The organism is Vibrio sp. JZG120, from assembly GCF_053890955.1.
The window spans coordinates 133,367-158,095 of sequence record NZ_JBSRRK010000004.1 but is presented as its reverse complement, the minus strand read 5'-3'; the positions used below and the strand labels follow the sequence as shown (position 1 = coordinate 158,095).

Annotated in this window: 20 protein-coding genes; 9 read left to right on the top strand and 11 right to left on the bottom strand. The window is 44.7% G+C overall.

Translation table 11 applies throughout. The features are described from left to right. Positions 1-7: 7 nt before the first annotated feature. A complete protein-coding gene (locus ACWPOD_RS09180) occupies positions 8-1,963 on the bottom strand; it encodes an Hsp70 family protein (protein WP_456231807.1) in 1,956 nt (651 codons plus the stop codon). After that, positions 1,963-2,595, bottom strand: coding sequence for a DUF2760 domain-containing protein (locus ACWPOD_RS09175; RefSeq protein ID WP_456231806.1), 633 nt, complete (start codon positions 2,593-2,595; stop codon positions 1,963-1,965). Before ACWPOD_RS09175 ends, ACWPOD_RS09180 begins: the two co-directional genes overlap by 1 nt. A 289-nt stretch (positions 2,596-2,884) precedes the next feature. Between ACWPOD_RS09175 and ACWPOD_RS09170 the strand changes: the two genes are divergently transcribed. Together ACWPOD_RS09170 and ACWPOD_RS09165 are read left to right on the top strand one after the other, a co-directional pair. Continuing rightward, positions 2,885-4,426, top strand: coding sequence for a sensor domain-containing diguanylate cyclase (locus ACWPOD_RS09170; RefSeq protein ID WP_053807381.1), 1,542 nt, complete (start codon positions 2,885-2,887; stop codon positions 4,424-4,426). 83 nt (positions 4,427-4,509) lie between these two features. Continuing rightward, complete coding sequence (locus tag ACWPOD_RS09165) at positions 4,510-5,040, top strand: 3'-5' exonuclease (protein ID WP_005394213.1); 531 nt, start codon at positions 4,510-4,512, stop codon at positions 5,038-5,040. 252 nt (positions 5,041-5,292) lie between these two features. On the opposite strand, the gene ACWPOD_RS09160 is transcribed toward ACWPOD_RS09165, so the two are convergent. The 3 genes from ACWPOD_RS09160 to ACWPOD_RS09150 all read right to left on the bottom strand — a co-directional run bounded on the left by ACWPOD_RS09160 (position 5,293) and on the right by ACWPOD_RS09150 (position 8,223). Then, complete coding sequence (locus ACWPOD_RS09160; protein WP_005394215.1) at positions 5,293-5,733, bottom strand: tellurite resistance TerB family protein; 441 nt, start codon at positions 5,731-5,733, stop codon at positions 5,293-5,295. 189 nt (positions 5,734-5,922) lie between these two features. Beyond that, entirely contained in the window at positions 5,923-7,863 is a 1,941-nt protein-coding gene (locus tag ACWPOD_RS09155) for an alkaline phosphatase D family protein (protein ID WP_456231805.1), read from the bottom strand. A gap of 9 nt (positions 7,864-7,872) precedes the next feature. Next, entirely contained in the window at positions 7,873-8,223 is a 351-nt protein-coding gene (locus tag ACWPOD_RS09150) for a VC1380 family protein (protein ID WP_253652161.1), read from the bottom strand. A 237-nt stretch (positions 8,224-8,460) separates the two neighbouring features. Between ACWPOD_RS09150 and ACWPOD_RS09145 the strand changes: the two genes are divergently transcribed. Continuing rightward, on the top strand, positions 8,461-9,765 hold the full coding sequence (locus tag ACWPOD_RS09145; RefSeq protein WP_456231804.1) for a MipA/OmpV family protein: 1,305 nt from the start codon (positions 8,461-8,463) through the stop codon (positions 9,763-9,765). A gap of 62 nt (positions 9,766-9,827) precedes the next feature. After that, positions 9,828-10,247 carry a hypothetical protein gene (locus ACWPOD_RS09140; protein ID WP_226977493.1) on the top strand — a complete coding sequence of 140 codons (420 nt, stop codon included), beginning with the start codon at positions 9,828-9,830 and terminating at the stop codon, positions 10,245-10,247. A 79-nt stretch (positions 10,248-10,326) separates the two neighbouring features. Here ACWPOD_RS09140 and ACWPOD_RS09135 read toward each other — a convergent pair whose 3' ends face one another. Continuing rightward, complete coding sequence (locus tag ACWPOD_RS09135; protein WP_456231803.1) at positions 10,327-10,911, bottom strand: FMN-dependent NADH-azoreductase; 585 nt, start codon at positions 10,909-10,911, stop codon at positions 10,327-10,329. Positions 10,912-11,096: 185 nt separating this feature from the next. Between ACWPOD_RS09135 and hrpA the strand changes: the two genes are divergently transcribed. From hrpA to ACWPOD_RS09110, 5 genes are all read left to right on the top strand, one after another. Then, the gene (gene hrpA, locus ACWPOD_RS09130) at positions 11,097-15,083 is read left to right on the top strand and encodes an ATP-dependent RNA helicase HrpA (RefSeq protein WP_456231903.1); all 3,987 of its coding nucleotides are present in this window, start codon (positions 11,097-11,099) and stop codon (positions 15,081-15,083) included. Positions 15,084-15,265: 182 nt separating this feature from the next. Beyond that, the gene (locus tag ACWPOD_RS09125; protein WP_005394221.1) at positions 15,266-15,745 is read left to right on the top strand and encodes an outer membrane beta-barrel protein; all 480 of its coding nucleotides are present in this window, start codon (positions 15,266-15,268) and stop codon (positions 15,743-15,745) included. A gap of 199 nt (positions 15,746-15,944) precedes the next feature. Next, complete coding sequence (locus ACWPOD_RS09120; protein ID WP_374071752.1) at positions 15,945-16,460, top strand: outer membrane beta-barrel protein; 516 nt, start codon at positions 15,945-15,947, stop codon at positions 16,458-16,460. Positions 16,461-16,832: 372 nt separating this feature from the next. After that, the gene (locus tag ACWPOD_RS09115; protein WP_005394224.1) at positions 16,833-18,413 is read left to right on the top strand and encodes a BCCT family transporter; all 1,581 of its coding nucleotides are present in this window, start codon (positions 16,833-16,835) and stop codon (positions 18,411-18,413) included. A gap of 121 nt (positions 18,414-18,534) precedes the next feature. Then, positions 18,535-18,924, top strand: a complete 390-nt coding sequence (locus ACWPOD_RS09110) for an ATP-binding protein (protein ID WP_456231802.1) — start codon at positions 18,535-18,537, stop codon at positions 18,922-18,924. A gap of 20 nt (positions 18,925-18,944) precedes the next feature. Here ACWPOD_RS09110 and ACWPOD_RS09105 read toward each other — a convergent pair whose 3' ends face one another. The 5 genes from ACWPOD_RS09105 to ACWPOD_RS09085 all read right to left on the bottom strand — a co-directional run bounded on the left by ACWPOD_RS09105 (position 18,945) and on the right by ACWPOD_RS09085 (position 24,667). Then, positions 18,945-19,583, bottom strand: coding sequence for a sugar transferase (locus ACWPOD_RS09105; protein WP_256951815.1), 639 nt, complete (start codon positions 19,581-19,583; stop codon positions 18,945-18,947). 10 nt (positions 19,584-19,593) lie between these two features. After that, on the bottom strand, positions 19,594-20,781 hold the full coding sequence (locus tag ACWPOD_RS09100) for a glycosyltransferase family 2 protein (RefSeq protein WP_006742949.1): 1,188 nt from the start codon (positions 20,779-20,781) through the stop codon (positions 19,594-19,596). Continuing rightward, on the bottom strand, positions 20,774-21,892 hold the full coding sequence (locus ACWPOD_RS09095; protein ID WP_456231801.1) for a glycosyltransferase: 1,119 nt from the start codon (positions 21,890-21,892) through the stop codon (positions 20,774-20,776). Before ACWPOD_RS09095 ends, ACWPOD_RS09100 begins: the two co-directional genes overlap by 8 nt. Positions 21,893-22,112: 220 nt before the next feature. Further along, positions 22,113-23,546 carry a GumC family protein gene (locus ACWPOD_RS09090; RefSeq protein WP_006742947.1) on the bottom strand — a complete coding sequence of 478 codons (1,434 nt, stop codon included), beginning with the start codon at positions 23,544-23,546 and terminating at the stop codon, positions 22,113-22,115. Then, on the bottom strand, positions 23,543-24,667 hold the full coding sequence (locus ACWPOD_RS09085; protein WP_167426596.1) for a glycosyltransferase family protein: 1,125 nt from the start codon (positions 24,665-24,667) through the stop codon (positions 23,543-23,545). The genes ACWPOD_RS09090 and ACWPOD_RS09085 overlap by 4 nt, the downstream gene beginning before the upstream one ends. Positions 24,668-24,729 lie beyond the last annotated feature (62 nt).

Genomic DNA, 24,729 nt, shown 5'->3' with positions numbered 1-24,729 from the left:
CTTCTAATTATTGTTCTTCGTTTGAGTCACTTTTCGCGTCTTCGCGCACATCGAACTCAACATGCCATTTTTGCCCGTTATCAGCGGCAATGGCTTCTAAGTAAAGCGTACCAAGCTCTGTTACGCGAGAAGCTAGGGTAACTGGAACCACTTCACCTTCACGACGACCTTCAGATACAGGCAGCGTTACTTGGATTTCTGGTAGCTCTTCAAGCTCTTCTGGTGCCCAGTAGTCAAGGTGAGTACCTGCTAGGTCGTCACGACGAACGGTTGAGCCGAAGAATTGGAAGTTAACTGGCTGGCCGATGATCAAACCAAACTCTTGGCTTGGTACGTCAACGCTTGAGCCTTCTTCCATACCAAATGGTGCTACACACAGTGCTTCCATTGGAGGCGCCATGCCCGGAATCGCAGGCATCGCACTTTCGATACCCACGTAGTACGCCGAAGCAATACCGCCGCGGATACGAACGCCTTGACCACGACGCACAGAGCCGTAGTAAGCCGCACCGCTAGCAACTGCAAGGTCTAGATCCACACCTGTTAGGCGTTTCGCCATTTCTGCGTCTGCTTCAATTAGCCATTCGTTGATCGTGTCTTCTAGACGAGTGGCTAGAAGTTTTGATTTCAGCACACCACCGTTGAATAGGATTGCCGTTGGTTTGATGAAGTCAGCCGATTGCGCTGCATCCGCCCCTGGCATACCTGGCATGTTTGCAAATGGGTTGAAATCTTGAGCTTGCGCTGATTCAGCACCGCTTTGCGCGTGTGCTTGCTTAGACAAGAACGCTGCAATGTGACGAGTAATACCCGCATCTTGTGCGTAAGGCAGACCCATTTGCGTTAGTGCGCCACGGTTACGTTGAACAGGGTGGTCCGTAATCGAAACTTGAGGGAAAAAGCCGTCAACCAATGTTTGTTGTACTTCTTCTTGAGTCAGTTCTGTCTTCAACGTTGCGCCAAGCAGTTTAGAACCGCGGCTTGGTACCACGATTGGCACTGACTGCAGCTCGCTGTCGTTCAATAGCGCTTCTTTCGCATCGCGACATGCGTGCGTCATCGCCTGAACTTGCCATGGCTGTAGCTCTTTGCCTTCTTGCGCTAGCTTCATCTTCAAGCGGTACGCAAGTGCAAGGTCCATGTTGTCACCGCCAAGTAGGATGTGTTCACCTACCGCGATGCGGTTCAAAGTTAGGTTGCCGTCGTCTTCAGTTACTTCAACCAAAGAAAGGTCAGTTGTACCACCACCGATATCGACCACAAGCACGATGTCGCCAACTTCAACTTCGTCGCGCCATTTGTCGTTGCTGTTATCAATCCAGTTGTAAAGCGCAGCTTGAGGCTCTTCTAGAAGCGTTAGGTGCACAAAACCAACGTTGCGTGCTGCTTCGGCTGTTAGATCACGAGCAGCAGGATCGAAAGAAGCAGGAACCGTAATAGTTACGTCTTGATCGGCAAGGTTGTGATTTGGGTTCGCGTGATTCCAAGCATCTTTTAAGTGCTCTAGGTAAAGCTCTGTCGCGCGAAGAGGGGATACTTTTTCCACTTCTTCAGGGCTACCTGCTGGCAGGAAGGAATCACGACGATTCACACCTGCATGGCAAAGCCAAGATTTCGCACTTGCAACAAGGCGAATCGGTGTTTTTGAACCTAGGTTACGCGCGATAGCACCAACCAGAGCTTTTGGCTCACTCGACCACGGAAGAACGCGTGATTGCGGGTTCATTTCGTGTTCGTGTGGTTGGTATAGGAAAGAGCCTAATTGGCTACGAGTCTCTACTGTACCCGGCGTAGTCAGCTGCGGGATAGGCATTACTTCTACGCGAGCATCTTCGTCGTGTGTATCAACAAAAGACATGACACAGTGTGTTGTACCTAAGTCGATACCAACACTGAATTTAGGCGTCTGTTGAGTTTCAACAGACGCTTCTTGAGAGTGGTTTTCTTGGTTCATGTGTTCCATTACAGCTCAACCTCGGCTGGAGCAATCACAGATGCATCGTAGTTTTCAGCCAGCTTAGGAAGGTTCATCGATGTTGCCTTCCAGCCTTTGTGCACTAACGTGCCATGGAATGGCGCGCTACCTGTCACGTTGCCAGTAAGGCGGATTTCTTGTGGGTTGAAGCCTTCTTCAACCGTAATACGAGTTTCTTCGTCTTCGTTGCGAACGTGCGCAAGTGTTACGTAATCGTTCAATACTTTCTGGCCACCAGTATGAATTACGCGAGCTGCTGCGCCTACTTCTTCATCAGAGAATGACGTTAGGTCTTCTTGTAGGAAGTCGATCAGACGAGCTTCTTGCTGCATGATAGAAAGCAGCTGCATTGCAGAGTCTGTTGATGCTGTTGCAAGTTTCGGTTCAACTTCAACCACTTTTTCAACGACTTTCTCAACTTCAACGACTTTTTCTACTTCGACGATCTTCTCAACTGGCTTCTCAACTTCGACGATTTTCTCGACCGGTTTTTCTACGACTTTCTCAACCACTTTTGATTTGCGAGAGACCGCGACTAAAAGAAGCAAAACGCTCGATGCGGTTAGGCTAGCGTGAAGCATATCGAACGTTTGAGGAATTAGGTTCAAATCAATGTTCATGACGTTTTTTCTCTTTCTATTGATTATTGGTGCTCAGTATTGGCTCATATGTGTTCACTAAAACGATCGTCTTTGCGATCTTGCACCAAGTTTAGACATTAAAATGATGACGGATGGTAGCATATTCAAGGCTTAAGGCTGTAATAATTCGTGACTATACCGTACGAACAGCGTGAAAAATCGACGATCGGACTGTCCAGCATAGGTTGTTGCTTGATGTTTGTGCGTTGCTAACGCAGTATTTCAATAGATCCCGAAGTTTAACTTACGGAAGTATCAAAACTACGATATGACACAAAGCACCGCTCACAAGAGCGTTATCAAACGACATTCAGACTCTATTCTAGCTTTTGCAGCGACGTTGTGTGTCACTGCTGGTGTGGTCGGTGCTGCTTATACGATGCAGCAACGGTATACGCAGACGACGTTTGATACTTTAGCTGACCGACAAGCAGAATCACTGAAAGCGAACGTCGAAAATGATTTAAAGTTCATTGGTGCAGGTGCAAACTTTTTTCATTCGATTGAACGCACCTATTGGTCTTCGTTCCCAATGTATGCGGAACAAGTAATCAATAGCTCGCGAAGTCTAATTGGACTTCAATGGATGCAAAAGGTCGAATTCGAAGACCTTGATGAGCATATTTTAAAGACCCGTCAAACATTTCCTGATTTCCAACCGTTTACCGTTCCTAAAGATGGCCCCAAAACCTACGGGTACATTTTTGAACACAAAGAGCCAATTTTTATCGCATCGGATATTTATCCAAGAACACCAGAAAACCTTTCTCTATTAGGTTTCTATTTTTCACGTAAACGCTTCGATCTCATCTTGGATGATATATCCACAAATGGGCGAGCGAATGTCTCGGATAAAGTTCGCTTACTGCAAGATGGGTATGACAAGTCCATTCCTAAAACTGGGCTGCTAGTGTTTCATCCAGTGTTTGACTTCGAGAACAAACATTTATTAGGTGTAGTGACAGGGGTGATTCGAAGTACGGTTTACTTTGAGGATTTGATCACGAAAACCGCGACCGAGCTAGATATGTCGGTGCGCGTAGAAGATTTAGGCTTTGACGCAGCAGATGATCCCGTTCTCTTCCAAAGTTCAAACTGGGACAACATTCGAGGAACGGTTATAAGCCGTACCATTCAACTGCCTAATCGAGAGTGGCGGATTGATTTTAAACTTTCTGATGCCGTCTCTGCTTGGGAGCGTTCTATTTTAGCGGGCACGACATTAGCCGGGTTGGTAATCGCCTTTTTGATTAGTTGGATTGTGAATTTACAGTCACGAGAAAAAGAGCGCTTGGCGGTCATGTTAGAGCTTAAAACCGTCGAATTAAAAAGGATGGCTGAGCGTGACCCTCTAACTCAGTTACTCAATCGCCGAGCGTTTAATGATCATTTGCTTAGCCAGATAAACAAAGGTGTTAGCTTCGCATTGGTTGGTTTTGATATCGACCACTTCAAAGTTATCAATGACAAGCACGGTCATTTAGGGGGAGATGAAGCATTGCAGCATGTGACTAAGCTAGTCAGTGCGAATCTAAAGCCTGGAGACCGATTTTATCGTGCTGGTGGTGATGAGTTCTGTATTATTTCTAAAGTCATTGATAAAGAAGCACTGGAAGCTTATCTGGAAAAGTTGCGGAGCATCGTGGCAAGTACGGCTTTTGACTATGGCGATGCTTCAATCATTTGCACGTTAAGTATTGGCGCGGCTGTCCATAAAGATGAAGATCCTGAAAGCTTGTATCACAAAATGGATAATCAACTTTATTTGAGTAAAAAAAACGGTCGTAATAATGTGTCGATTGGCGATTAAATGGGCGCGCAAATTCGAGTTTTACACCGTGTTACGGTAGAATCGCACGCTTTAAAATTTTATGTTAGGAATCAAGACAAACTATGAACCATAACCGTATTGTATGCTTCGATTTAGAAATGTGTTGCTGGAACGAAAATGGTGTCGGCAGCACGGGTGAAATTATCGAAGTTGGGTTGGCTGAAATAGATTTGTCTAGAGGCGAGATAGTCAAGCGAGCTCAATACTACGTAAAACCTGAACATGATGAAGTTTCGCTGTTTTGTGCCGAGCTAACAGGTATTACGCCACGTAAAATTGAAAAACAAGGACGCCCATTAGAAGAAGTGCTTAAATCCATGGTTAAGAACTTCGGTGGTCGTAACAAGATTTATGCATCATGGGGCCGAGATGACCTCATCCTGCTTGAAGAGTGTAAGCAAAAAGGTATTGAAGCGCCATTTACGGAGTTCATCAACTTAGCGACGCTTTATCGCATTCAAAATCGTCTTAAGGATAAGCGTATTGGTCACCGAGCAGCTCAAGAAGCAAAAGGCATTGATTGGGAAGGGCGCCAACATTCTGGTTATGTGGATGCGTACAATTTAGCGAAGCTTGCTCTGACTATGCTTTAATGGTCCGATATAGATCGGCAAACTTGTAATCAAATCGTCATTCAACCATTGTTGTTTTGTCATGGAATCTGTTTAGTGTAGAGCTCGTCAAACATATTCATATCTTGACCAGTATTTTAATAACAATGTCGTTGGCTTATCGAAAAAACGCGCGTAATGCGCGTTTTTTTATGGCTATAGAATTCAATCTTCGCCATCATTTCACGGTAGACTTGAAATAGCTTGCGCGACTTACATGTTTACCTTGTTTCCTTACTGAGATTGCAACTTTGCTCGAATGAACTCACTGTGATCAACGTAGAGTAGTTCTGCTGTTTTGCGGATCACTGCATCTTCTAGTGGATCAATTTCGCCATCGGCATACGCCACTTCCCACATGCTTTTGATTAAGTTGTAGCGTGTTTCTTGAGTCAATTCTCTCAGTTGAGAAGTAAAATCGTACAGAGACGCGGAGTCTTTTATTTTCTGTTGCGCTTGCTCTAACAAAGCATTTGATTCTTCTTCATTTAATGACAGAAGCTTCATCAATAATGAACGCTTTGTTTCTTGCTCTTTATCATCGACGTTATGGTCTGCGCCAGATACTTCACACAGCAAACACGCGATAGCCATATTAGGGGAGAGTGTGTTGGTTTGACTTAAATCAGAGCCTTCAATGAGCTGTTTAAATAATGAGGTAAGAGAGTTAAACATATTGAACACCGAGCTATTGTTTATTTGGTTAACATGGTTATAAATACGGTAGATCTCAAGGTGTGGTATCAAATTTAGCACGCCGTTGACAGTCAAGAGCTTTGCTCATCTACCCAAATCCCTCGTACTTTTAAGTTCAGTCAAAATGATTTGCCTTCAATAAAGGGCAAGTCATTTTGGGAGCGAGAGTTAGCCTTCGGCACGAGTTGGTGGAAAATGTACCTCTTCACCATCGCTCGTTAGAATGCTAATTTGGCTCGGCTTTCCTTCGTCATCAAGACGCAGCTCACCAATGGCGCTGTGGTTAACTAAGCGATAAAAATTGTGCGTACTTGGTGCGCGTTTGTAGATCTTTAGACGCTTACGTTTTGTAAACCAGTTTAAAGGCGAACGAGGGCTATATAGAAGCCTATCTAGACCATCACAAATATTGAGCAATTGGGTTGGGAACTGATTTTTAATCCCGCTACAGGTGATTTGATAGATATTCGGGCTGTTTTTTCGATAGCGGAGCTTAATATCGTATGCAAAAGAGTAGTGCACGTCACCAGAGAGAATAACGAAATTGGTCGGCGTCTTAGTATGTGTAAAAATACTAATAAGCGTATTCGCACTTCCGGGGTGCGCCATCCAGTTTTCAGCGTCGACCATCAACGGTTTACCAAGCATTGTCACTACTCGCTGCAGTGCTTCGATAAACTTCACCCCGAACATTGGCGCGGCAGAAACAATGATAACTTTGTCTTGATGAACAAGTTCTTGGTGGAACTCAATCATTGCTTCCCAGTCCATTAACCCAGAGGGCTTGTTCATTTTAGACTCAGAACGCCAGCGTCTGGTTCGTGTATCTAGCACGACAACTTTTGGCGTCGTCGGAATGGTGTAATGCCAATTCTCAAAGCGATACAAATATTGAATAAATGCATCTTGAGTTTGTGAGGAACGCTCGTTGAAAAAGCGTTGAGCGATACTCATAAACTCATCATTGAATTTTTCTGGCGCGTTTCCCCACCCTTGGCAGAGCCAGTAGGCAATCAGGCTGTTCCCGATAATACGTTTCGCAAAGGCGTTGCTGTACGCGGCTTGTTCCCAGCCTATGGTAAGGTTCCAATCGTCGGTGACATCGTGATCATCAAAGATCATGTAGGTTGGAATGTGAGCAAGTAGGCGTTGAACCTTATCCAGACCTGAGACGAATTTATCTATTTGAGCTTTTTCTTCGCGCCATTGCTGCTGCCATTTGGGATCGAGAGTTGCTCCGCCGACAGTAAACTCATTTTCTAATAAGCGATCTGTCCGAATGAGCTTCCATAAGGTTGGAGACCAAACCAATAAGTACATTGCAAAGCATTCGGCAAAGCTTATTAGATGGTTTTCACACTCTTTGGCGCTGAATATTGGCGTCCCTCTGTGCGGGAAAAACGTACTCAGTAAACTGCCATCATTCACATAATGAGGCAACAATTTGTCCCGACCATAATAACAAGCTGAGTGCTGGTAGAGGGCATTGGTATTTTTTATCGGCGCTTGCCCGAATTCTTCGCCCGGTAAACCGAGTAGGGCAATGACTTGTTCGATGGCGTCCAGAGTAGGGCCTGCAACATGGTCTGCGTAGATTTGGTCACCACTCATGATGAGCATATCTGGTCTTTCTTCGATGGTTTGAGATGCGATTTTATGATCCGCAGCGACCAATGTATCTTTACTGAAGTGGTGGGGATTCCGGCACGAGCCATGCAGAACATAATCTGCTTTTTCGCTGATTAGGAACTCAACGCCCAAATTTGGACAGTTATCTCGTTCATAAGTCAGATGAGGAAGCAGTTCCGTTACTAAACCGTGTTGCGTTTGTATTTGATAGCGTAACGTTTGATGGGGCGGAAACTCGCCCTTTAATTGCAACAAACAGCACCACGCATTGAGACCGATTTGAAGCTGTTCTTTTTGCTCACTTAAGGGGGCTTGATGAAGGACGGAGGCGTTTTCATCCGTAATTTGCACCATACCCTCCAAGCGTTGGGTGGTGACTAGCCAAATATTGATTTCAGTTGCGGTCACTTTGCGCAAAATCGGACCTGCAACGATAAGAGGAAGTGAAGATGTTTCAGTCGTATTCATCAATGCTGGCAAAACGGCTCCTTATGTGTCAGCTTCTTCTTCTAATATTTCGATAACTTGTGAACTGCTAAGTTCATGTCCCATAAGGAATAAACCTAGCATGGCATTGGCTTTTGACGCGTTATCACTGTCTTCATCCAAAATCTGCTGAAGTCGCGTTCTGATTAGATCTATTTCGTGCTCGACGAAGCCGCGTCCCTCTTCGTCTCCCTGACCATCTTCTGGAGCATTATCAAAGTGCAAAAATAACATGTCACCATCAAGTTGAGTCCCTATCAACCTTTCAGGCAGCCATGCTTCTCCCATCACAATGTCTGGGTCCGTGTCTGCGGGTAAATGATTCAAGGTAGAGATGAGTTCTGATGCTTTCACTTTTTACTTCATTATGTTTGATTTAGAACTAAGCTAGAGTTTTAAGAGCTTGTTACGATAGTAAAAATATTCACAAATAAGCTCATCTAGTCGTGCAATATTAATATAATCTTGGGACTCAAACTGTCACGAGGATGACAACATTTGTCATTGTAACGGCTATCATCAGAAGAACATAAGCTTTAAATGGCAAATCATTGATGTTTGCCTGCTTCTCAACCAACATTTTTCGAACTCATGAAGAGATTAATTCTAACAACACTCACTTTGCCTTTAGCTGCGATGGCTTCTTCTGCGTATGGTGTAGAAGAGCAAACGTGGGGAATTGCAGCGATGTATCGCACCGCATCGATCCCGTTTTATACCGCCGATAATGACTCGACGGTGAGTACATTTGTACCAATGATGTTCTTTGAAAACGAGCATTTGTATATCAATGGCATTGAAGGCGGCGTTTTTCTGTATGACGAGAGTGATTCTGACTGGCGCGCGAGTGCGATTATGCGATTGAGATTTGTTGATATTCCCATGTCGCTACAAAATGCCAATGAAGGGGACAGAGTCGACTTTGGTGGTCAAGTTCGTTATACCATTAACGACAACTGGCGCGCAGAAGTAGAATTAATGACGGACGATGAGCTCCAGTTTCACTCTAATTATCGCCTTGCCGCTAATTATGCGTTTGGTGATTGGGAGTTAGAGCCATCTATCACGATTCGATACAAAGACGCTGACTTCAACAGTGAATATTATGCGTTTAAAGATGTTACTGGGGAAAGAATTGGAGCAGGACTTGATGCCAACCTCGGCATCAAAGCGCGTTATCATGTGACTTCCAACTTGTATTTATTGGGGGAGACGAGTGTCACTCGCTTAGATGATAATGCCTACAACAGCCAGCTTGTAGAGGACCGATATCAAGGTGAAGTGTTTGTCGGTTTTGGCTTTTTCAACGATAAAGGCAAAGCTCCGAAATCAACACTGAGCAATAAACCATACCTACGTATCGCGCATGGTTGGGCGACGCCTTCAAATATTGGTGAAATATTTAGCTTTGAGAGAGAAAAAGACCCATACGACAATCAACTTACTTCATTATTTTATGGGCACCCGCTAACGGACGAGTTGTTTGGCTTTCCTCTTGATATTTATTTAACGCCAGGTTTGGTTCATCACTGGTCGTCCAGTGTTCAGTCCGCGAGCACAGAATACGTGATGGCGATTAAGGCTTATTATACAGTTAATTGGCCAACGACTTGGCGATTTGGTGTTGCGGAAGGTATGTCATACGTCGACAACATTACCTACATCGAAGGAACCGAAATGGAAGACAAGGGTTATACACCAAGTAAGCTACTGAACTACTTAGACTTCTCGTTTGATGTAAATATAGGTGACTTATTCAACCAAAAAAACTGGGAAAATATGTGGGTGGGTTATTCATTGCATCACCGCTCAGCAATTTTCGAAAGTGCGTCCCAGTTTGGGCGCATTAAAGGCGGGAGCAACTACAATACCATTTACTTCCAGTTCGAGTTTTAGAGCATCGTAAGATGCATATAGGTCGGATTTGCAACTGACTTCTTTATCGCCCATTATGAGTAATGATGAATAATACAATGCTGCTTTCAACGCGAACCTTCGTGTATCGTGCCAAAGTTAAGGCTGTTTGTGATGCATCTGATGAATCGGATGGCATGAGCACCATGAGTATCGACTCCTCATTCAATATTCAAATTGAGGCGATAAACTGTACCAACGATGAATTTGCCAAACGCTTTTTTGTCGTCCACGGGGAAGGACATTTAGAGGGCGATGAATGGTTAGTGTTGTACGTCAATTCTCTTGAGGTTGACGTTGGAGACGATCTCGAAATTCCGAGTGATGTCGCGTTTGATGCGATGATTGAGAATATGATAAACGAAGCTGAGCAGTCTTTGGAAAAGCTCTATCACGAAGCGCTACACAACTTAGAGAAAGTGAATCGCTCTGGGAGAAATAAGATAACTTCTAAACACGATTAGGGTATTTTGATCGACAAGGGATTGGCGCGAACCAATCCCTTGTTATTTGTATTCTACTTGTTCTTGAACTTAGGCCAATTTACGCTATCGCTGCAAGTTGGCTCTGCGCTTCAGAAATGCCTTTCTCAGCGAAATTTTCACCCATGTTTAGCGCTTCCGCATAAACAAATTCCACATCAGTGATACCAACGAAACCTAGCACGGTACGCAGGTATGGTGTGACGTTGTCTGTTGGTGAATCTTTATGGATACCACCGCGAGTCGTGATGACAATCGCTTTCTTACCTTCGATCAGGCCTTGAACGCCGTTTTCTGTGTATTTGAATGTCACGCCAGCACGAGCAATCAAATCAATCCAGTTTTTAAGCTGAGTTGGAATCGTAAAGTTGTACATTGGCGCTGCGATAACCAAAGTATCAGCGTTTTTTACTTCTTCAATCAACGTATCCGACAGTTCGACTACCGCTTGTTGTTCTTGTGAAAGATCTTCCGTTGCGCGAAGTGCAGTGGCAACGGCGAAGTCCAAAACTGGTAATGGGTTGGCAGCCAAATCACGAACAGTTAGCTTGTCTTGGTCCACATTTTTGATGAAGTCTTCAACCAGTTTGTTTGATTGAGAGTAGTCGCCAAGGATGCTTGATTTTAGAGCTAGTACACGAGACATAATGGTTATTCCTTAAATAAGTGCTTTTGACTATGGGAGCCATTATAAGCGAGGCACGTTGGTTAAAAAGTATAGGGATTCGCTGAACATGTTCGAAAAATTTGAATGTGGTTTCGGTTATCTTGTTGCAGATCTTGTGTGATACAATCCGCGCAGTTTTTGTAATGAAAAGAATAGGAAACGCTTTGACTTCGTCACAGCCCCCAAAAAAGAATCCCGCTGAAGAGCAAGCGACACCGTCAAATGGTGTGCAAAAGGCGACAGCGAAACAAGATAAAGCACCTCAGGCTCAAGTGAATAGCGCGGCGTCTCTACGCAAAGCGTTAAGCCAGTGCATGATGCGTGACCGCTTCCGTTTAAGTAAACGCATTTCTGGTGCGAGCAAAATTAAGAAAGACGCAGCACGTAATGCTGTGTTTGATGAAATTGCACTCGACATTGCCAAATCAATGATGGTTGCGGAACAACGCAGCAACTACAAACCAACGATTGAATACCCAGAAATTCTGCCCGTCAGCCAAAAGCGTGACGACATCGCTAAAGCGATTGAAGAAAACCAAGTGGTTATCGTCGCGGGTGAAACCGGTTCGGGTAAAACCACTCAGTTGCCAAAGATCTGTGCAGAACTTGGTCGCGGTAAGTTCGGTTTGATTGGCCATACTCAGCCTCGTCGTCTTGCGGCGCGCTCGGTTGCGAACCGTATTGCTGAAGAGATGGAAACCAAGCTTGGTGAGTTTGTTGGTTACAAGGTTCGATTCAACGATCAGATCTCTGAAAATACCCAAATCAAATTGATGACAGATGGTATCTTGCTGGCTGAGATTCAGCACGACCGTTTCTTGAATCAATACGACACCATCATTATTGATGAAGCGCACGAGCGCAGCCTTAATATCGATTTCATCTTGGGTTACTTAAAGGAGTTGCTACCACGTCGTCCTGATTTGAAAGTGATCATCACGTCGGCAACCATTGACCCAGAGCGCTTCTCAAAACACTTCAACAATGCACCAATTATTGAAGTGTCAGGTCGTACTTACCCAGTAGAAACTCGTTACCGCCCATTAAGCGGTGATGACGACAATGATCGTGACCAACTTGAAGGCATCTTTGAAGCGGTAGACGAATTGTGCGATGAAGGTTTAGGTGACATCCTGATCTTCATGAACGGTGAGCGTGAAATTCGTGATACCGCAGATGCACTGTCTAAACGCAATCTGAAGAGCACCGAAATTGTGCCGCTTTACGCGCGTTTGTCGGCGGGCGAGCAGAACAAGATTTTCCAACCTCATGCTGGTCGCCGAATTGTACTGGCAACCAACGTGGCAGAAACCTCGCTAACCGTTCCGGGCATCAAGTATGTTATCGACCCGGGCACGGCGCGCATTAGCCGCTACAGTTACCGAACTAAGGTGCAGCGTCTTCCAATTGAGCCGGTTTCTCAGGCGAGTGCGAACCAACGTAAAGGTCGTTGTGGTCGTGTGGAAGAGGGTATCTGTATCCGTCTGTACTCAGAGGAAGATTTTGAGTCGCGCCCAGAGTTTACCGATCCCGAGATCCTGCGTACCAACCTAGCATCGGTTATCTTACAGATGACCGCACTTGGCTTGGGCGACATTCAAGCCTTCCCATTTGTGGAAGCGCCGGACAAACGTAACATCCAAGATGGTGTTCGTTTGCTGGAAGAGCTTGGCGCGATTAATTCTGAGGTAAAAGACCCGAAAAAACGCCTGACTTCCATCGGTCGCCAATTAGCTCGTTTGCCAATCGACCCACGCTTGGCGCGTATGGTTTTGGAAGCGCCAAAATATGGTGCGCTTAAAGAAGTGATGATCATTGCAGCGGCCTTGTCGATTCAAGATCCACGCGAGCGTCCTTCAGACAAACAACAATCATCAGATGATAAGCACCGTCGTTTCTTCCATGAAGAGTCGGACTTCCTGACGTTTGTGAATTTGTGGGAATACATCCAAAAGCAGCAAAAAGCCTTGTCTAGCAACCAGTTCCGCAAGCAATGTAAGCAAGACTATTTGAACTACTTGCGCGTGCGTGAGTGGCAAGACGTTTACTTCCAAATTCATCAATCGATGCGTGAAATGGAATTCAAACTTAACGATGAGCCTGCTTCTTACCATGGTGTACACAGTGCGATCTTGGTTGGTTTGTTGTCGCACATCGGTATGAAAGACCAAGAAAAGAATGAATATCAAGGCGCGCGCAACGCTCGTTTCCATATCTTCCCTGCATCGGGTCTATTTAAGAAACAACCTAAGTGGATAATGTCAGCCGAGTTGGTGGAAACCTCGAAACTTTGGGGTCGCATCATTGCCAAGATTCAGCCGGAGTGGATTGAGCCATTAGCCAAACATCTTATCAAGCGCAGTTACAGTGAACCGCATTGGTCGAAGAAACGCGCGGCGGTGATGGCGCACGAAAAAGTCATGCTTTACGGCGTACCAATCGTACCGAAGCGTTTGGTCAACTACGGCAGTATCGATCCGACCGTTAGCCGCGAAATCTTTATTCGTAGTGCATTGGTTGAAGGTGAGTGGGAAACCAAACACGCGTTCTTTAAGCAAAACCGTAAGCTTCTGCAAGAAGTGGAAGAGCTTGAGCACAAATCTCGTCGTCGTGACATCTTGGTGGATGATGATGAGCTGTTTGATTTCTATGACCAACGTGTTGGTACCGAAGTGGTGTCTGGTAAACATTTCGATACGTGGTGGAAAAAAGCATCGAAAGAAGATCCTGAGCTGCTGAACTTTGAAAAAGAGATGCTGTTCAAGGGCGACGCTAGTCATGTCACCGACTTGGATTACCCGAACTTCTGGCATCAAAATGGTTTGAAGCTCAAGTTGAGTTACCAATTTGAACCAGGCGATGATAGTGACGGTGTCACAGTGCATTTGCCGTTGCCAATTTTAAACCAAGTTGAACCAGCGGGCTTTGACTGGCAGATCCCGGGTTTGCGTCATGAGCTTATTGTTAGTTTGATTAAATCGCTGCCGAAGACGATTCGTAAGAACTTTGTGCCTGCGCCGAACTATGCCGATGCATTCTTAGCACGTGTAACACCAATGGAAGCACCGCTGCTAGACTCGCTAAAAAAAGAACTGCGCCGTATGACGGGTGTAGAAGTATTGCGTGAAGACTGGAACTTGGAACAGGTGCCTGAGCACTTGAAAGTCACGTTCCGAGCGGTTGATCATCGAAATCGTAAACTGAAGGAACATAAAGACCTTCACGAATTGAAAGAGAGCTTGAAAGACAAAGTTCAAGAAACGCTTTCCAAAGTGGCAGATGACGATATTGAACAGCAAGGTCTGCATACGTGGAGCTTCGGTGAATTGCCGAAAGTGTATCAACAAAAACGTGGTGGCTACGATGTAAAAGCGTATCCAGCACTTGTTGATAGCAAAGACAGCGTTGAAATCAAACTCTACGAAACGGAGTACGAGCAGATAACGGCAATGCGTGCTGGTCAGCGTCGTTTGATTTTGTTGAATGTGCCGTCTCCAATTAAATATTTGCACGCTAACTTACCGAACAAATCGAAGTTGGGTTTGTATTTTAACCCTTACGGCAAAGTGCTTGATCTGATTGATGACTGTATCGCCTGTGGTGTCGATAAGCTTATCGAAGAGCAAGGGGGCTTAGTTTGGGAGCCTGAGAAGTTCGAGGCGTTGAAAGAACACGTTCGTGCTGAACTGGGTGATACCGTTGTAGAGATCGCGAAACAGGTTGAGACTATTCTGACAACGGCGTTCAGCATCAATAAGAAGCTAAAAGGCAAAATCGACTTCACTATGGCGTTTGCTCTGTCGGATATCAAAGCACAAATTGAAGGCTTGATCTTCAAAGGCTTTGCGACGGAATGCGGCTGGAAACGCTTGCCGGATATTCTTCGCTACATGCGTGCGATAGAGCGTCGTATGGAGAAGTTGCCAATCGATCCAAACAAAGATCGTTTACACATGCTGAAGATTGAATCTGTGACTCAAGACTATAAAGAGTTGCTGAACAAGATCCCGAAAGGTGTGGCCATTCCTGAAAACGTAAAGGAAGTGCGTTGGATGATTGAAGAGCTTCGCGTGAGTTACTTTGCTCAACAATTAGGCACTCCTTATCCTGTTTCTGATAAACGAGTCAAAAACGCGATTGATGCTTGCTAATCAACCAGTAAAATAGCGTCAGATTTGTAATTCTCGCGTATGAGATTACTGGTACACTAATTGCTAGTAACTCAATAAGCGTTATTTTTTAGTTCTGGGAGGCAATGGTTCGCCTCCCTTTATTTGTAGTACCAACGACTGAGTTATGCAGACGTGGGAATAATAAAGAGTAAAGGTAGATGATGAAAAAAACTCTATTAGCAGTGGCGCTACTTGGCGCATCTTCTGCGGCAATGGCAGATTCTTGGATTTACGGTGGTGCAACAGTAGGTCAGTCTGACTACAAAGGTGAGACGGATACATCATACTCTGTTCACGTTGGTACAGGCATCCTACCTATCATTGGTATTGAAGCAGGTGTGACGCAACACGGTGAATTTAACGTAAATGGTCAAGACACTAAGCTAACGTCTTACTACGCAGCACTTAAGCCAAGCATCGATTTTGGTCCACTGCATGTGTATGCAAAAGGTGGCTTCCACCAGTGGGACAAAGAAGTGAAAGGCGGCAAAGACGATGACGATTTGGATCTAATGTACGGTGTAGGTGCTGAGTACTTCATTTTTGGTCCGATGTCTGTTGGTGCTAGCTACATGAACTACACGGCGGGTAAAGACGATATCGGCACGTTCTCTGTTAACGCAACACTGCATTTCCTATAAGCGTCTAGCTTTCTAACACCCATATGAAAAACACCGACTTTATGTCGGTGTTTTTTTGTCTGGAAGTCACAAAACAAAAGTTGAACATAAATTATTCACTTTTGGATCTTAAAATGCTCATGCTTTCCAATATATAGTGGCGATTAAATGCGCATATTTGCGTAATGTTTCGCTTAGGAATCGCTCAGGAAGGGATAGTATGAAAAAAACACTCTCGTTATTCGCTCTAACGTTGTGCTCAACATCAGCAATGGCTGACTCATGGATTTACGCTGGCGGTCAAATTGGTCAATCTGATATCGATAGCGAAAACGATACAACCTACGGTATTCATGTAGGTACTGGTATTTTGCCATTCATTGGCATTGAAGCAGGTTACTTTAATCACGGCAAAGTGGATTTATCACTGAGTGGCAGCAGGGGTAGTGCTGATTTTGATTCATTCTATTTAGCAGCGAAACCAAGCATCGACTTTGGGCCGCTTCATGTCTATGCCAAAGGTGGCATCAATGCATTCAATGTTGATTATGACGGCGGGCTGAGAAATCTAGATAAAGATGATGGTGTCTCCTACATGTATGGTGTCGGTGCCGAATACTTCTTGCTCGATAATGTTTCTATTGGGGCAAGCTATCAAGCGTTTGGCGTGGATATTGACAGCGATAGTGACACCGTGAGCAGTGTGACAGGGAATATTACCTTCCATTTCCTATAATACTCAGTCTCTATGAAAACGTTACTGACTTGGTTTCATCGCTAGCTTTGAAACCAAGTCAGTGTTACTTATCTCAATTTACGCGTCCATCAATGATAAAGCCACAGAGCGCAAGTATTTCCAGTGCTTTTCCAACGATCAAATTACGATAAAATCAATCGTTAGACCTCATAATTTTTGTGTTGATATTACTTTGTTCTTATCTGCCATTAACTGAGCCAAAAATGCAATAAATGGCGATTTTTTGCAAAAATATGTGATTGCTGCTAAAATTCGCCCCGCTTTAAAACTTTAGAGTTCAAATTAATGGAGGGCGGTATTGGAGTTCTTCTCACCTGAGGGGCGTTTCAAATTCACGTTAAATTTGTATTTATGGATAATGCATTTAAAAAATATAGTATCGACACAACAGACTATCAGGTTGGACAGGACAACGTTCAAAAGTGGGGATTCGACATACATAACCCCGTTTTTGGCATCAGTGCGGGTCTCGTTGTTTTCTGTCTAATTTCACTTCTTCTTGTTGAGCCAACCACTGCTCGTGATGTATTAAACGGTCTGAAAAACGGAATTATCGAACAGTTTGATGCGTTCTTTATGTGGTCGACAAACTTCTTCTTATTATTCGCTGTTGCTCTTCTTTTTTCTCCGTTGGGTAAAATCCGCTTAGGTGGCAAAGAAGCAACGCCGGATCACTCAACCGTTTCTTGGTTGTCGATGCTCTTTGCTGCTGGTATGGGTATTGGCCTTCTGTTCTGGAGTGTGGCGGAGCCGACCGCGTACTTCACTGATTGGTGGGGAATGCCACTGAACGCAGTGCCATACACAGAAGAAGCGAAATCTCTCGCGATGGGTGCCACCATGTTCCACTGGGGTGTGCATGGTTGGAGTATTTACGCACTCGTTGCACTAGCACTTGCGTTTTTTGCTTTTAACAAAGGTTTACCGCTTTCATTGCGCGCGGCGTTTTATCCAATTTTTGGTGACCGAGCATGGGGTTGGTTAGGGCATGTTATCGACATTCTTGCCGTTTTATCCACGCTGTTTGGTCTTGCAACGTCGCTGGGTCTCGGTGCTCAGCAGGCGACCAGTGGTATTAATCATGTCTTTGGTCTAGAAGGCGGCATTGGTACACAAATGATTGTGATCACCTTTGTTACCTTTATCGCGGTGCTATCAGTAATTCGTGGTATTGATGGTGGTGTTAAGCTACTGAGTAACGTCAATATGGTGGTTGCGTTTGCCCTGCTTATTTTCATTACCTTTATAACGTTTGATACGGCGTGGGGTTCGCTACGCGACACAACAATGGCTTACATTGAAAATATTATTCCGTTGAGCAACCCCCACGGTCGTGAAGATGAAACTTGGATGCACGGCTGGACGGTATTCTACTGGGCTTGGTGGGTATCTTGGTCACCGTTTGTTGGTATGTTTATCGCGCGTGTGTCTAAAGGTCGTACGGTTCGAGAATTCCTGTTCGCAGTGATCGTTATTCCTACTGTCGTTACCTTGATTTGGATGTCTGTATTCGGTGGTATCGCGCTTGATCAAGTGGTGAATAAAGTCGGTGAGCTAGGTGCAAATGGTCTAACTGATATTTCACTGACTCTGTTCCATGTTTACGATGCGCTACCGTATAGCTCAGTGATTTCAATGCTTTCTATCGTGCTGATTCTGGTGTTCTTTATTACATCATCAGACTCTGGCTCACTGGTTATCGATAGTATCACTGCGGGTGGTAAGATTGATGCACCAATTCCACAGCGTATTTTCTGGGCTTGTATTGAAGGTGCAATTGCAGCCGTTATGCTTTGGGTTGGTGGCAAAGAAGCCTTGCAAGCATTGCAGTCCGGTGTGGTTGCAACGGGATTACCGTTTACCTTTGTTCTGTTGTTGATGTGTGTAAGCTTGGTTAAAGGGTTAAGAACCGAACTGTCAGCTTACAAATAAACACTATCCACTATTGAATTTAAATGCCGAGCCTAATGCGTTCGGCATTTTTTATTTCTACTTTTCTTTTTCAATAATTCCGTTACAGTTTGGGCTTATTCCCACCTCATTTAACAGCATTATGTCACTGGCGAAACTCATTCTTATTCGTGGACTTCCAGGTTCAGGTAAAACAACCTTAGCAAAGCAACTGGCGATAGAGCTTGGTGCTAAGCATTTTGAAGCTGACATGTATTTTGAAAATGATGAAGGTGATTATCACTTTAACCCAACTGAATTACCCCAAGCGCACGAATGGTGTTTTCAGCAAACTCGAGAGTGGTTGAACAAAGGGAAAGTCGTGATTGTGAGTAATACGTTTGTTCGGCACTGGGAGATGAAGCGTTACTTGGACTACTGCGTGAAGAAGCGCATTGAGGTGGAAGTTAAAGTGTGTCACGGAGCGTATCAAAGCATTCATGATGTGCCACCAGCGACCATCGAAAAGATGCGACGCCAGTGGCAAGAGTGACCGTTACCAGAATCGAGAAACTACTGGCCTCGTCCATCAATCATTACAACGAATGTTTTACTCATGATTGAAAGGTCCATTGAAATCCAAGAGTAGAACGAACCTAAGCTTAGTGCGTAACTGTGGTCAAAACCAACTTTACGTCGTACATCTTCAATGCAAGCATCATAGCCTTGGTTAACTTGCGCTAGGCCTGTAATTCCTGGTAATACGCCATATGTGCGTTCTACAAAATAAGGGATTTCATCTTCCAACTTTTGGTAGAAAGCAGGGCGCTCTGGACGTGGCCCGATCATGGACATTTCACCTCTCAACACATTAAACAGCTGTGGTAACTCATCTAAACGCGTCTTACGTAAAAAACGTCCTACTGGCGTGATTCGAGGATCATTCTCGGTTGCCCAAACTGCACCGGAGCGTTGCTCCGCATCAATATACATGGTGCGAAACTTCATGATTTGAAAAAGATCCATTTTTTCTGGTGTACAGCGCCCAACACGCAGTTGACGATAGATCACTGGACCTTTCGATGTGATTTTTATAGCTAGCGCGATAAATGGGAATAGTGGTGCAGTGAAGAGCAAAATAAACATTGCAACCAGTACATCAAACGTTCTTTTCGCGTGGCATACATTTGAATCGTAGCGTGAGTTTTTCATGATGCTTTCCTTATTGGTTGACGCGTTTCCAACGTCCATTTTCCATTCCTAGCAAATACTTCATACCGCCGATGAAATTGGCGAGATGACCAATGACGATGTAGCTAATCAGTTTAAAAGGCTTGACTGTGTTAAGTGCAGGCACCAAGTAAGTGACAAGTGCGATACCATAAACACAGGCTTGAGCGAGCAGCATTATTTGAAACAGCGGGTTGTGTGCCAGTAGCAGTGAACAAACCAAGCAAACAATCATCAAATAGGGTGTTGCTAAGCGCAGAACCTTTCCCGATAGAAATGCAAAGGCAGTGCCACGATAGCGAGGTAGCAGTAATTTCTTTAATTGCATGAGCTGCTGCATGTTACCCGCTGAAATTCTTAGGCGTCGCTTGAAGTCTGCGTCGTCTGAGCTTTGTTCGAGTTCAAGAGCCAGCATGTTAGGTTCGTAGATAGCGTTATAGCCTCGCAAAACGATTCTCATAGGGAGAATAAAATCGTCATTGATGGTGCTGACTTCAAGTGGTTCAAATAGGTGGGTTCTGAATGTATAAAACGCACCGTGAGAACCAATCGTTGAACCTAGCAAGGATTCTTGGTGCTTCACTCGAGACTGGTATTGCCAGTACGCTGCTTCACCTTGGTTATCGGTACTCATTATTTGATATGTCGCATTAACCACTCCAACCTTCTCATTTTGATAATGCTGACTAGCTAGCAACAGAGAATCGCAAGAAATCAATGCCGATGTATCACTCAGTGCGGTAATGTCCGAGCTAACATGACGCATTTCTTCGTTGAGTAGGGCAACTTTACCGCGATTGACTTGGTGGTCATTAATGATGAACAGTGTATCGGAGCAGATTGCTTCTTGAATCGTCGCTTGAGCAATCTCGGCTGTGTTATCTGTGCAGCCATCACATGCGATCACCACTTTCAATTTATCTCTTGGGTAATCTAAGCTCGCAAGGTTGCGGATCTTTTCTGCTATCCATTGTTCTTCATTGTAGGCGGGCACGATGACAGTAATAGATGGTAACTGACTGTCTGTTTGAGAGGCTTTGTAAGCTCGCTCTACAAATGGTGCTGTGGTTTTTTGCTGTTTTAAAGGAAGCCATTTAAGTAGCAATGGATAACCAACATGATGATAGACAATCAAAAATGCGGATAAACCAAAACCTGTAATCCAAAGTAAATCATTCATAGCTAGCCTCCTTGGCCAAACGTGAGTAGCGACTCACCATGTCTCTGATATCAAAATGTTTGAGAATAAAAGTTCGAGGAGAACCATGGGTTGATTTCAATTGCAGCGACAAAGCTTCCGCCAAAGAGAATACTCGGTTGGCTTCAACCAATGTGCTGTTAATCGGGCAGAGCGTCTCTTTCACGCCACCAACATCGGTTGCGACACAAGGAATGTCACATGCTTGAGCTTCTAGTGTTGAGAGGGGGAAACCCTCTTGAAGCGACGGTAAACAAAATAAATCGAGGCTTTGGTAAAAGCTGGGCATATCATCGACCAAGCCTAAAAAGGTAACGCGATCCTCAAGTTTTAACGTTCTAACTTGTGCTTCCAATTGAGCTCTCTGAGAACCATCTCCAGCAATGGCTAGGTGTGTGTTTGGCGTAAGATGAGAGAAGGCTTCGATAAGCACTTTATGGCCTTTAACTGCTTCTAAACGTCCAGCCACTCCAATCACGGTTTTGTTGGCTGGAAGCCCAAACAAGTTTCTCTTGGTTGCTTGATTACCGCTTTGAAATTTCTGGCAATCGATTCCATTGTGAATGGTGCAGACTTTGCGGTAATTCAGTTTTGTCTGGATTTGTTCGGCGACAAAGTTCGCATCGGCAACCACACGTGGACGAATCATTTTTAGCAGTAGGGACTGCAGTCGAGCTGACTTTCTGTTATTCAGATGCCAGGCGTCGTGCTCAGTATGGATAATTACTGGCACCTGCGCTAAGCGTGCCGCAATCCCACCATATAAGAGTGGACCGATGTGGTGAGTGTGGACTACATCAGGCTTGAGTCCTTTGAGCATGGAAGTCAGCTTACTGATGGTTGTTCCGCTGAATCCAGGTTTCTTATTGAGAAAGTGCAGTTGGCCTTGGTAGGCCGAGAGTTTTGACCAGCATTGCAGTGCTTGCGCTTTGCTTCCCTCTAAACTTACGACAAACACGGAATGATTCGGTTGCGCAAAACGAAGCATCTCTAATACGAGCGTTTCCAAACCGCCAGGAGCTAAGTGCTGCACGACGTGTAATATCACTTTTTTATTGCGTTGAGTGCTATTTTGTTTTTGTCTGAATTCCATTCTCAAACCCTCGTTGAGTTCTTTGTTTATTTAGGAATTGCAGACTGCGTGCCAATAAATTAAGTGTTTAAAAACATCAGGTTAATGGCAAAGCATATGAAGGGCGATGTTTATTCTCAATTTGAGATTCATATTAGTGGAAACCTTACACGGAGTTAGAATAAGCACAAAAAGAAAAGCACTCGCTGAACGAGTGCTTGTAATGGAGTGTTAACGGCTGTTAGCTTCCGTATACCACTTTAGGTAGGGTGGTGATCACAGGAACGCCAAGGTGCTTTTCTAATGCTCTTTTAGAGCGGATAGAGTTATCTGCTAACTCAAGTATCGTCGCTAATCCAATGCCCAAACCCGCGCCACCGATAAACCCTAAAATGACAAACACAAAACTAGGTAAGTTAGACGGAATGGTTGGTGTGAAAGGTTCATCAATGATTTTCACGCGTTTATTCTCTTCAAATACGCCAAGTGAACCAGTTAATTGAGCCATTTCATAACGCTCTACAAGGTCATCATACATTTCTCTTTTTACCGCGACATCACGAGCTAGGCGGTTGATTTCTGTTGCGGTGCTACCAAATCGATGCGCATTACTTTCTAACTCTTGAATCATTGTTCGTAAGCTATTTGTTTCTTCTGTGAGGGCTTCAAAGCGTCCGCGCATAATTTGTAGTTGGTGAAGCTGAGAGACCAGAAGAGGCTGAGCTTCTCCAAGACTGTTTACGGTGGTATTGCTTGCGATATCCCAAAGTTGGGCGCTGTTTAATTCCGGTTGTTTAGAGTTCAATAGTACTGAGCGCTCTTGCTCCAAGCGGTTTAACTCTCGTAGCTTGCCTTGAACCATGCTATGCGCCTCAGTGTACTTGGCGCGAAGCAAAGTGAGCTCACTACGAATGTCGATGATTTGTTCTTCAAGCTTACCGATAACCGGGTTGGTTTTAGAAAGTTGTTGGTCCAAACTACCTAGGCTTCGGGTAACACCAGCAAGCTCCGCTTCTTTTTCTGCCAAGGTTTGTTTAAGGCTTGCCAGACGAGTCAGGCTTTGTGCTTGCATTTCAGGCGTCGCGTGAGAGTAAGTATTCTTGTATTCCGCGAACGCTTGCTCTGCTTTATCCAGCTCTTCTCTGCGTTTATTAATATGGATGGTTAAAAAGTGACTTGAATCTTTAATTGAAGATCGTTCAGGAGCTAAAAGCTGTTCGACAAAATGTTCGCTGACGGAGAGTAACATCGACTCCATGCCATTCGGTTTACCACTTCGTAGTTGGATTTGAATGAAGTCCTTACCGAGCTGCTGAACAGACAAACGCGACGCGAGATCTTTAATGATGAACTCTTGCTCTTTGGCACTCATTTCGTCACTAATCAGCGCTTGTTCTTTGGCAACTGAGTACAAAACATGTCGGCTTTTTAGCAAGGTACTGAGTGCGCTCAATCGATCTTTCAGCATGGTTGAGACGGCAAGGTCTTGAAGGAATGGGTTCATTTTCGCTGTCTCTTGGATAAGCATACTCGTATGAGCGACATAAGTCGTCGGAACCAGTTTACTTACGATGAAACCCAGCACAGGCAATACAAGCATAGGAATAACGATCATGTAGCGACGTCTCCAAGCACCATGTAATAGTACGCTGAGGTTTTCTCTTAAATCGTTCATAGCGCCCTCACTAATTTATCAACTTGGTTGGCTCTTGCTTCCCAGCTTTGCTGTTGAACAAATGACTTTGAATCTGTCGGTGGCGGTAGGAGGTGATCGAGACTGGCACGCACGTCTTCGACATCTTGAACCACATGAAGCATATGTTTGTAGGGCATTAATGCAGGAAACGGTGTGCTGATAACAGGGGTTCCTGTTGCCAAGTACTCAAGAAGTTTAAGCGGATTACATGCCTTGATTTGAGCGTTATCAACAAAGGGCAACCAACTGGCATCCCAGTGTTGGGAGTAACGTGGCAGAGTGTGATGCGCTCTCGGGTCCAGGTAGTATATGTTGCTTCTTTGTGGAAGCGGATTATCACTGAACTCGTTAGGGCCGATGAACACGAGATCCCAGTCAGGCGCTTGGTCTGCGACTTGGGCAATTAAGTCGTAGTCTAACCATTCAGACAAACTGCCATAAAAGCCCAGCACTTTGCGACCATCATTAGGAAAATCTTCAGCCTTAGGTGCTGGCTCAGAAAACAGACTAAAGTCGACACCGTGAGGCAAAGTGACGGTTTTACCAGATGGAAATTGAGTGGCGAGTTTGTCACTTGCTGTAAAAATCACATCAGCCGCGTTAACCAGTGTACGTTCATGCTTGGCAACCGTGTCGTGGTCAACACCAGCTAAAGCGCTAAAGTCATCGCCACAATAGTAAATTAGCCCACGTGAATTCATTTCCGCACAAACATCTGCGGCCGTCGGGAGCGATGTCCAAAATATAGGCTTATCAAAACCAAGAGCGTGTAACTGTTTATTGAGCTGGTATTTCATCATCTTAGCCGCTACTTTTCTTGCCAGCGCAGAACTTGGAGCAGGAATAGTGAGTAGGTTAATGGTGTGAATATTTGGGTTTATTTCAGACTCTAACGTTGGCTTATGCGATCCAGCGTTATTAAACACACGAGCGAGCTTGTTTAACGCACGTTGCATGTCTTTAGCGGTCAGCCTAGGTTGACGCAGACCAATTGAGTTAACCCAAAGGATGCGGTGGCTCGTTGCTAGTCGTTTGACAATGTGTTGAGTGGAGGAGGGTAGCCCGCCAAAATCTTCTCCAAATACTACGATGTCTGTCATGTAGCTCTCCTTGAGTCTTCGTTATTTGATTACTAATCAAGAGAGTAATCACAATACGTGCC